Raw genomic sequence first — 10,718 nt, forward strand, 5'->3', positions numbered from 1 at the left:
TTAATGCCAGTCAGTTAACAGCTGACTGGCTTTTTTTATTGGGGTATTTACTGGGTTTTGGTTTCACACACCTCGGATACGCCCGCTCCCGTTTTATCGGCAATATGTGATGTTCAACTTGAGCTTGTAATTGCTCTATTGATTTAGGTATCCGTCCTGCATTTTCTATAAACATTGTATGAATAAGGTTAATAATACTAATAGCACACGTCGTAAAACTCAGGTGTTTTGCATATATTCCAGATTTTTTCTGCGCCATTTTCACCATCTGGTATCGGAGCAAGTTATAGCTCAACATTACGCCCCATAATTCTTGCGCTATCATCTCAGGTTTCTTGCTGCGTAGCGTAAAGTGACTATTCAGTAAGGTTTGTTTCATTTCTCGATAACCAAGTTCAATTTCCCACCGATCACTATAGAGGTCAACAATTTCAGCCTTAGGGAAACGCATTGGGTCTGTTAATGAAGTGAGTATATTCACCTCTTTCCCCTTAACCGTTTTTGTGACTAGCCTAACTTCAATGCTCTCTGGTAAATCGTCGAACTTTTTTCTCGCTTGTGCTGTTGCTTTTAGCTTGATGAGTTTGTCTTGACGACCTAGAGAGCGAACAATTTCATATTGCGTGCCTTTTCTCATCGGTTGAAGCCAATGCCTATTTACCCCAGCATGATGCCAACGATTGAGTAAGCCTAGAGAATAGAAGCCTCTATCAAATAACGTCAGTGAGTTATCGGGTGTTGCCTCGATTAAGTCTTCAGCCAACACCATTTCACTTGTACGACAACTATCAAAGGCGCTCCCCATTAATAAATGACTAGTTAACTCCATCAAACACACCATGCGAACCTGAGGGAAGGCCGTGTCACCATACTGATTTTTCCACATGGAGAATGCATGTTGATTTTCAGCAGTATCCGGTGTGCGCCAAATGACACCATCAACACCCAGTAGTGATAGCCCGCACCATGTGGGATGGTTCGCATCAGCATTCCACATTTGCTGACTTTGCTCAAAAACCTGTTTAACGGCATCAGCCCCAAGCCGCTGCCTAGCCTGTACAACCGCGCTGGGCGCAACGAGTTCTTTTTTACCTGGTAAAGCGAGCCCTAATTTACTGACAATACTCCACAGTGGGTCTTCACGATAAAACGACATACAAATGACTGTCCAAACGGCCATCTCAACAGGAAGCCTTCTTTTCCTTATCGTCGCGACACCTGCGGTTTCTGCGCATTGTTTGATAAACTCAGGGCATAAAAAATCACTCAGTTGACCTAAGCCTTCTGAATTGGGTGCGTAGCTATTGGCTAGAGAAAGTGCGGTAGTGAGTTGCAAAATAAAAGGCTCCTGAATAAATTCAGAAGCCTTTATAAACTAACCAGAAGATCGGTCAATGGATCGTTAAATATTTCTTAACTGATCGGCATTAAGCAACATGCTGGCTTTTAAGTCACTGCAAATAAATTAGCGAGGTAAGCTTGGGAATGACACTTCGGCCATATCGCGCATACAACGAACTACTTGGCAGCTGTAACCAAACTCATTGTCGTACCATACATATAAAACAATACGGTTATCTTCAACAATCGTTGCTTGTGAATCAACAACACCTGCGTAACGGCTACCGACTAAATCGGTAGAAACAATTTCCGTTGATGCTGTGTAATCAATTTGGTCACGTAAGTCTGAATGAAGTGCAGTATCGCGTAAAAATGCGTTTAGCTCTTCAACTGATGTGCTTGTTGCTAAGTTAAGGTTCAAAATAGCTAGCGACACATTAGGTGTAGGTACGCGGATTGCGTTACCTGTTAATTTGCCTTCAAGCTCTGGTAATGCTTTTGAAACCGCTTTTGCAGCCCCTGTCTCAGTAATTACCATGTTAAGTGCTGCGGCACGGCCACGGCGCTCTGCTTTGTGGTAGTTATCAATAAGGTTTTGATCGTTCGTGTACGAGTGTACAGTTTCAACATGGCCATTATTAATACCAAACTTATCGTTTAGTGCTTTAAGCGTTGGTGTAATTGCATTGGTTGTACAGCTTGCTGCACAAACAATTTTATCTTCAGGTAAAATATCTTTGTTATTAACACCATATACGATGTTTTTGATATTACCTTTTGCAGGAGCTGTTAATAATACTTTTGCAGCGCCCTTACACTCTAGATGCTGGCCAAGGCCCGCTTCGTCTTTCCAAATACCGGTGTTATCAACAATTAATGCATTGTCGATACCATATTGAGTGTAATCAATTTCGCTAGGAGAGTTAGCGTAAATAACCTGAATGTAGCTACCGTTGGCTTTAATTGCGTTACGTTCTTTATCAATAGTGATTGAGCCATTGAACGGACCGTGAATTGAATCACGACGCAGTAAGCTTGCACGCTTTTCAAGATCACCCTCTTTACCGCCACGCACAACAATAGCGCGCAAACGTAAATCTGAATATGGACCTGATTTTTCAATTAATAAACGCGCTAGTAAACGACCAATACGACCAAAACCATACAATACAACATCGCGTGGTTCTTTCGCTGGTAAGTCAGCTATTTCTGCAAGTTCATCTTTTACAAATTCTTCTACTGAGCGGCCTTTTGCAGCTTCAGTGAACAAATAACTATATGCAAGCTTACCAATATCAATACGTGCAGAGTTTAATTCCATTTTGCTGATAGCTTCTAAAAATGGGAAGCTTTCACGCAAACGTAATTTAGTGCCTTCAAACTGAGCAACGGTTTTGTGAGATTTGATAATATCGATAGTACTGGCATTTACGAGAGGACGGCCATATACAGCGATTTCGATACCACGATTACGGTAAAGTTTACCAATGATTGGTTGCATGCTTTCTGCGTAATCTTGGCGCTCTTGCCAACTATTTGTGTATTCTAACTCGTGAGATGAGGTCATTTTATTTACCTAAGTTTATCATTTTGAACGGATAGCCTTTAAAAATGCACTATATTTTGAGAGTAATGCACTTCAGGCTGGGCTATTCTAATTTAATCTGAAGTTATTCTCTACTGTTAGGCGTTAAATGATTGCGTTAGAATAACAAGGTAGATATTCATTTGGGGTTAAGGGATGCTTAAAAAAGCAAGTGTACTATTGAGTTTGCTAACGTTGACAGGGTGTGAAGAGCCCTTGACACTCGCACAAGTGTGCAAAGAAACACCTGGCTTTTGTAGCGACTTAAACAAAGACAGCCACTGCAAGGATGAACGTTCTGATGTAATTATCAAACGTTACATAGAATACAAAGACCCTACTGATGAAAATAAATACCAATTACTCAAGGACTTTGAATCCTATAACCAATGTATAACTGTGGCTGCCAAAATTGAACATATTAAGTTAAAAGCTAAAAAAACGTCACGTATTGACGGTCAATTAACGAGCATTAAAGAAATGACTCGCTTATATCAAGATACCCAAAATACGAACCATCCAGGTTTGCTCTACTACCAATGGTCACGAAATAATAACCAAAACGCACTGACTAAATTATTGGCGATAGAAAATGACAAAAGTGTAACGCAAAGTGCCGAAATGCAATTTTTTTTAGCATCGTACTATATTAAGTTCGACGATGAAAAAACCATTGATTTGCTTTATAAAACTTTAGAGCTCAATAAAAAAGACAACGTACCGAATCCTGAAGTGTATACATCACTTATTAGTCTTTTTTATAAACATGATAAATTTAAGCATGCATATATATTTTCTAAAGTAGCGCAAATGTCGGGGATTGAAAATATTGACGTGTTTGAAATTGAGCAGCAATTAATAACGAGTGGTAAAAGCTTAGACAGCCTAGATGTACTTGCAGAGCAAACATTTCAGCAAATAATGGCAGGTGATTTTGTATCTCCTCGAGAGTTTTAATTTATAATCGCAAAAATAACCTAATACCAATCTGCTTATATATGGGGTCTATTTAACGTTAAGGAAATTACGCTAGAACTAGGCAAAAATTTTTGTATCTAGTTGTTCTAAATAAAACATTTTTAACGACGTTATAGTGCAATTTAATTCGTTAAATTGATCAAAGATTTATGCAGGTTGGTATAATTTAATAACTAGGTTATTCAGGCAAATAAAAAGGCAGCTTACGCTGCCTTTTTTTATTTTGCTTTGCTTGTGCCCACTTCTACGCGGGTTTTAAGCTTTTGACCTGGTCGAAAAGTCACCACGCGACGTGCCGAAATAGGAATATCTTCGCCTGTTTTCGGGTTGCGGCCTGGTCTTTCTTTTTTGTCTCGAAGATCAAAGTTACCAAATCCAGAGAGCTTAACCTGCTCGCCTTTTTCTAGCGCTGAGCGGATTTCTTCAAAAAACGCTTCAACTAAATCTTTGGCATCTTTTTTATTGATCCCGAGCTTTTCAAATAGGTGTTCAGCTATGTCGGCTTTAGTAAGCGCCATATCTAGTCCCTCAACGATGCATTAAACTGTTCGGCCAATTCGGCCACCACGTTATCAACTACTAGATTGATATCTTTCTCTTCGAGTGTTCTATCAACCGCTTGCAGTGTTAGAGCAATCGCCAAACTCTTATAATTTGGCTCAATACCTTTGCCCTTATACACATCGAATAAGTTTAGGTCAACCAATTGATTTCCGCCAACTTTTTCGATCACGCTTAAAATGTCGCCAGATTTAACGCTGTCTGCCACTAAAATCGCGATGTCGCGGCGATTTGAAGGGAATTTAGACACCCCTTCTGCTTGCGGTAAATTTCTTTTTTCTATTGCTGACATTTCAATTTCAAAAACAAAAGTTGCGTTGTTGATATCTAACGACTTTTGAGCTTGAGGATGTAAAGCACCAAAAAAACCAACCTTTTTGCCATCAACATATATTACAGCTGATTGACCAGGGTGAAGTCCATCTGACTGCTCGGCTTTAATTTCAAAGCGAGTAACGTCATTAGTAATTGCAAGTAAGGCTTCAACATCACCTTTTAGGTCGTAAAAATCAACGTTACGTTTTTCTTCAACCCAATGTTCACCATTTACAAGACCCGTAATAACGCCGCCAATAACCGGTACTTGGTAAACACCATTTTCTGCACTTTCGTCGCTTATAAATTTAAGACCATGTTCGAATAAACGAATGCGAGGCTGTTGGCGATTTTGGTTATACGCTACAGACGCTAATAAACCCGGCATTAAACTTACACGCATCGCTGACATTTCAATTGAAATAGGGTGCGGTAATACCATTGCTTTACACTCTGGGTGTAAAATAGCTTGTGCTTTAGGGTCTACAAAGCTGTATGTAATTGCTTCTTGGTAACCACGAGTCACTAACGTATTACGGAACTTGCTAAGTGCAATAGTTGCTTCGTTATGTGTCGTCATTTTAAGTTTTGCAGTTGGTGCAACATTTGGAATGCTGTTGTAACCGTAAACACGTGCTACTTCTTCAATTAAATCTTCTTCGATGCGAATATCAAAACGGTAGCTTGGTACGTCCGCACTCCAGCTTTCATTTTCTACTTTAACATCAAGACCTAAACGCGTAAGAATATCTGTTACTTTAGCATCTTCAATATGATGACCAATAACACGGTCTAAACGTGCACGACGAAGACGTACTTCAGTCACTTTTGGTAGTTTTTCAGCCGCAACAGCTTCAACAACTGGACCTGCTTGACCACCTACAATCTCAAGAAGAAGTGCTGTTGCACGTTCCATTGCATCATGTTGTAGAGCAAAATCAACACCGCGTTCATAACGGTGTGAAGCATCAGTGTGTAAACCGTAGCTACGTGCTTGCCCTGCAATTGCTACAGGATTAAAAAATGCGCTTTCAAGTAATATATCAGATGTTTTATCTGTAACACCTGATTGCTCACCACCAAAAATACCTGCAATTGCAAGTGCTTTGTTATGATCGGCTATCACAAGTGTTGTGTCGTTTAATTTAGCGGTGTTACCGTCTAATAAAATAAGTTCTTCACCTGCGTTTGCACTACGTACTTTAATACCACCTTCAATCGCATTTAAATCAAACGCGTGCATTGGGTGACCAAGTTCAAGTAATACATAGTTAGTAACATCAACTACTGGGTCGATTGAACGTACGCCACTGCGACGTAGCTTTTCAACCATCCAAAGCGGTGTTTCTGCATCAAGGTTAATGCCCTTTATCACACGACCAAGGTAACGAGGACATGCATCTTCATTAACTAGCTCAATTGATACTTTGTCATCAATTGTTGGAGTAACAGCTGGAATATCTAATACGTTTACGTCAATACTATTTAAAACTCCTACTTCGCGAGCTAGACCTTTTATACCTAAGCAGTCACCACGGTTTGGTGTTAAATCAACATCTATAATATTATCATCAAGACCTAGGTAATCACGTAAATCAGTGCCTACTGGTGCATCGCTTGGCAATTCCATAATGCCGTCGCCTTCTTCGCTAATACCTAGCTCAACAAAAGCACATAGCATTCCGTTTGAAGGTTGGCCGCGTAGTTTGGCTTTTTTAATTTTAAAGTCACCAGGCAGTACAGCGCCCACAGTTGCAACAGCAACTTTAATACCTAAACGACAATTTGGTGCACCACACACGATATCAAGTAGCTCATCGCCACCTACGTTAATTTTGGTAACACGCAGTTTATCTGCATCTGGGTGTTGTCCACATTCAACAACTTCACCTACAACTACGCCATTAAATTTGGCAGCAGCAGGCTCAACGCCATCAACTTCTAGACCAGCCATTGAAAGCTGTTCCGAAAGAGCTTGCGTATCAATAGCAGGATTAACCCACTCTCTTAACCACTTTTCACTAAATTTCATTTTATTGTTTCACTCTTAACGGAACTGGTTCAGGAATTTTAAGTCATTTTCGAAAAATGCACGCAAATCGTTTACGCCATAGCGCAACATAGTTAAACGCTCTACACCCATACCAAAAGCAAAGCCGGTGTATTTTTCTGGGTCAATGCCCACAGACTTAAGTACATTTGGATGTACCATGCCGCAGCCTAGTACTTCTAGCCACTTACCGTCTTTACCCATAACATCTACTTCAGCCGAAGGTTCTGTAAACGGGAAGAATGAAGGACGGAAACGAATTTCCATATCTTCTTCAAAAAAGTTACGTAAAAAATCATGCAAAATACCTTTTAGCTCAGTAAAGCTAACATCGGTATCAACCATTAAACCTTCAACCTGATGGAACATAGGTGTATGTGTCTGGTCGTAATCGTTACGGTATACGCGTCCAGGTGAAATAATGCGCAGTGGTGGCTGCTCAGTTTCCATAGTACGAATTTGCACGCCACTTGTTTGTGTACGTAGTACTAATTTAGGATTGAAATAAAAGGTATCATGATCAGCACGTGCTGGATGGTGCTCTGGAATATTTAGCGCATCAAAGTTATGAAAATCGTCTTCGATTTCTGGACCAGATTTAACTTCAAAACCTAACTCACCGAAAAAGCTTTCTATGCGCTCAATAGTACGCGTAACTGGGTGTAAACCGCCAGTAGGCATAACACGCCCTGGTAGAGTTACATCTATAGTTTCAGCAGCTAGTTTTTCTTCAAGTGCTTTACTTGCTAGCAATTCACGCTTTTCGTTGATAGCAGTTTGTACATCTTGTTTAGCTTGGTTTATAACTTGGCCTGCTTCTTTACGTTCTTCAGGTGCTATTTTACCTAACGTTTTAAGTAAGCTAGTGATTTCGCCTTTTTTACCAAGGTAATTAACCCTGATATCTTCTAACTGCGCTATTTCACTGGCACTGGCTACCGCCTCAAGTGCTTGCGCTAATATGTTTTCTAAGTTCATTCGATACCTGATCTTTCACAGAAGGTGATTGCTTAAGAGCGTGTTGGCCTTTCAAGATTGCTTTACAACAGTGTGGTTGGTTATTAAATAAGGTTAAGCATTGGACTGTAGTTTCCTACATAAGTGATGCAATAACGCTAAATAAAGACCAAACACATGCAGTTTGAAGTGTTTATCTCGGAGGCTACGTTCTTTGTTGTTCGAGTTTCGCATATAAATACTACGCTAAAGCCCTCACGACGCGATTAAAGCACTCTTAAGTTAAACAAATTCCAATCAGGAAAGGTAAACACGCTCTGATAATAGCTTATGATAACTGAAAGAAGGGTCTAGATTCTAGACCTACTACAGCTTTAACGTTGATTTTATAAAAGGAATAGTTAATTTTCGCTGTGCTGCCATAGATGCATGATCTAATTTGTCGAGTACATCTAATAAAGCACGCATATCACGGCTTAAACGGGTTAGTAAAAAGCGTGCACACTCATCACTTAATTCAAGGCCGCGCATATGAGCGCGCTTAACAAGTGCTTGTGCTTTATCGTCGTCACTCATAGAACGAATTTGAAAGGTTGTTCCCCACGTTAAGCGAGACTCTAAGTCAGGCAGCGAGATATTAAGCATGCTAGGAAGTAAATCGGCAGTTACTACTAACATTTTTCCGGGTTCGTTAAACCGGTTAAAAAAGTTGAATAGTGCTTTTTCCCATGCATCATTGCCTGCAACTAAATGCACGTCATCAATACATAGAACATCAAGTGCTTCTAAACCGTCTAATACCATAGGTCCAAAGTCAATTACTTCGCGCATAGACAGCAGCATATTAGATAGGCCACGCTCTTGTGCTTTAATGCAGGTTGCATACAAAAGGTGAGACTTACCCGAATCACCTAACCCACATAAATAAGTATACTGAAACTTTTTAGCTAACTTCGAAAAGCTATCTTTTAAATGGTTAACCTCTAACGAATCTTCCCCACCAAAGTACGATGCAAATGTTTCGTCATCCGGCAAGGTAACCGGTAATGCCATTTGCATCGGCTCAGAAGTTAGCATTATGGCGTTATCCATTGATACTCTAAGCTATTTTTATCAACAACATGATAAAAAGCGCGTGGATCCTCATAATCTTTAAATGAGGAGTCTAACCCTAGCCCTTTTTTAAGATCACTTAGATTACCAGTGTGGTTTAGTTTAAATTCTACAAATTCTGGTGTTTTACGAACAATTTTAACTTGCGTAACAACGCTTAAGTTCAATAATCTTTGTTTTGCTAATTCAACATCAACAAAACTTTGCGTGCCTTTTAATGTTAGCGTGGCCGCGGCTTGTTCATAATAAGCATTTGGATCAATAGCGTACTCGCTTGCAAGGCCTCGAGCTAAGGTATCAATCATTTGACTCACTATTTGCTGCTTATCGCCCGTTAATCTATTTGAATCAAATTGATCATCATTAGTAAAACGCCAATCTAAAATCCAATTTTCGCTATCCGCTTCTTTATACATTCTTGCTGTAATACTTCGCTCAGCACTGTATCGTCTAGAGGCCTCTTCTACTGGTTCTGAAAAGTTACCCCATACCTCAGGAATACCTACTAAACGTCTATCTTGTAAATCAAGTAATGGCACAACGACAGGCAGACCACGGCGTGCTGCTTTGTCATAAATTAACTGCTCTAATTGCGGGTAACTTTCTTGTGTTACTAATTCTCTGCGCCAATTGTCTTCAATACCTAACCATATTGCGACTAATGGGCGTTGTACTCCCCATAAAGGTAAGTTTAACTCTTTGATTAACGCATTGATCTTTCGAGCTTCAAATTTAACAACAAGTTTCAATTGTCCATTTGCTCTCTCGTCATATTCAAACTTAAGCATATAATCAGAAATATCTTTAGTGCGTTGCTGTGCTAATTTATTTTGATCCGCAGTTTCATCACCGCTTACTTTCACTAAAACATTGAGCAAAGCTTTACGACTCGCAGCTAATCGAGTGTCTCGTGTTTTGTCATCCACTTTTAAAATATCTTGATATAGATCAGTTACTTCAACTGCCGACGCAGAAAAACAAAATAAAATGGATATGGCGCTAATTAATAATCTATACACAGGCTGTTAGTTCTTGGTTTTAAACTGATTTGATCCTAAATCAAAGACAGTAACAAAGCAAAATTAAATTTGTTATCTAAGGAAATGAAAGTAATTAGCTTTTATAGAAAGTAAAAAAGATTAAATATGAATAAGATAGTTGAGTGAGTTGTACGCTATTTACCTACATTTAACTTTACTACACTTTTAAAACGCGAACCTTTCGGGTTTAGTTAGATCATGAAGGTATTTAATGTAAGTACTTGATGATGTTATGGTTTAGATTTTTCGTTATTGGCTCACATTTTACTTTCTGCAGACGTAAAAAACCAAATTGTTAGATTCGGGCTCTCTACAATGTGAAGTCGGTGCGCTACGCAGTAGAATGTCGTAGTGCCCACAGCAGTAGAAAGTCACGTAACAAATGCTAATTTATTGGCCGACTGAGATATTGAGGGTTTTGTTGTGATTTTAACGTCAGGAGTCGCGACGCTTGCCCGACCTACGTGATGCGTATTGATGTGAGTGTGTGTTAATTGCGCACATTTTACTTTTCTGCAGACGTAAAAAAGCCCGAATCGTTAGATTCGGGCTTTCTACAATTTGAAGCCTGGTAATGTCCTACTTTCACATAGCAAATGCTACACTATCATCGGCGCTGTTTCGTTTCACTACTGAGTTCGGCATGGAGTCAGGTGGGTCCAAAACGCTATTGTCACCAAGCAAATTTGGGCGTTAATCCGTATCGCTACGCACTAACTGAATTTGGAAAATATCTGATAATATTTTTTAAGTCTTTCTAAGTAATATCTACTTTAGT

At 39.6% G+C, this 10,718-nt stretch carries 8 protein-coding genes and 1 rRNA gene; 1 reads left to right on the top strand and 8 read right to left on the bottom strand.

Features of this window, described 5'->3' with window-relative positions:
- Nucleotides 1-10: 10 nt before the first annotated feature.
- Nucleotides 11-1,336 (bottom strand): IS4 family transposase, encoded by a 1,326-nt coding sequence (locus tag L654_RS0115360; RefSeq protein ID WP_024607224.1) that lies wholly within the window; start codon nucleotides 1,334-1,336, stop codon nucleotides 11-13.
- A 129-nt stretch (nucleotides 1,337-1,465) separates the two neighbouring features.
- The gene (locus L654_RS0115365; protein WP_010554014.1) at nucleotides 1,466-2,908 is read right to left on the bottom strand and encodes a glyceraldehyde-3-phosphate dehydrogenase; all 1,443 of its coding nucleotides are present in this window, start codon (nucleotides 2,906-2,908) and stop codon (nucleotides 1,466-1,468) included.
- Nucleotides 2,909-3,082: 174 nt separating this feature from the next.
- Between L654_RS0115365 and L654_RS0115370 the strand changes: the two genes are divergently transcribed.
- Nucleotides 3,083-3,883 (top strand): DUF2989 domain-containing protein, encoded by an 801-nt coding sequence (locus tag L654_RS0115370; protein WP_024608362.1) that lies wholly within the window; start codon nucleotides 3,083-3,085, stop codon nucleotides 3,881-3,883.
- 239 nt (nucleotides 3,884-4,122) lie between these two features.
- On the opposite strand, the gene ihfA is transcribed toward L654_RS0115370, so the two are convergent.
- From ihfA to rrf, 6 genes are all read right to left on the bottom strand, one after another.
- Nucleotides 4,123-4,422 (bottom strand): integration host factor subunit alpha, encoded by a 300-nt coding sequence (gene ihfA / locus L654_RS0115375; RefSeq protein ID WP_002960690.1) that lies wholly within the window; start codon nucleotides 4,420-4,422, stop codon nucleotides 4,123-4,125.
- Nucleotides 4,423-4,424: 2 nt separating this feature from the next.
- A complete protein-coding gene (pheT, locus tag L654_RS0115380; protein WP_024608363.1) occupies nucleotides 4,425-6,812 on the bottom strand; it encodes a phenylalanine--tRNA ligase subunit beta in 2,388 nt (795 codons plus the stop codon).
- Nucleotides 6,813-6,827: 15 nt separating this feature from the next.
- Nucleotides 6,828-7,808 (bottom strand): phenylalanine--tRNA ligase subunit alpha, encoded by a 981-nt coding sequence (pheS, locus tag L654_RS0115385; RefSeq protein WP_033027877.1) that lies wholly within the window; start codon nucleotides 7,806-7,808, stop codon nucleotides 6,828-6,830.
- Nucleotides 7,809-8,153: 345 nt separating this feature from the next.
- The gene (gene hda, locus L654_RS0115390) at nucleotides 8,154-8,864 is read right to left on the bottom strand and encodes a DnaA regulatory inactivator Hda (RefSeq protein ID WP_007580342.1); all 711 of its coding nucleotides are present in this window, start codon (nucleotides 8,862-8,864) and stop codon (nucleotides 8,154-8,156) included.
- Nucleotides 8,864-9,919 (bottom strand): DUF2066 domain-containing protein, encoded by a 1,056-nt coding sequence (locus tag L654_RS0115395; protein WP_024608365.1) that lies wholly within the window; start codon nucleotides 9,917-9,919, stop codon nucleotides 8,864-8,866. The genes hda and L654_RS0115395 overlap by 1 nt, the downstream gene beginning before the upstream one ends.
- Before the next feature lie 587 nt (nucleotides 9,920-10,506).
- Nucleotides 10,507-10,621 (bottom strand): 5S ribosomal RNA (gene rrf, locus L654_RS0115400).
- Nucleotides 10,622-10,718: the final 97 nt, after the last annotated feature.

It is taken from the genome of Pseudoalteromonas sp. TAB23 (assembly GCF_000498075.1).
In the GTDB taxonomy this organism is placed as follows: Bacteria; Pseudomonadota; Gammaproteobacteria; order Enterobacterales; family Alteromonadaceae; genus Pseudoalteromonas; species Pseudoalteromonas arctica.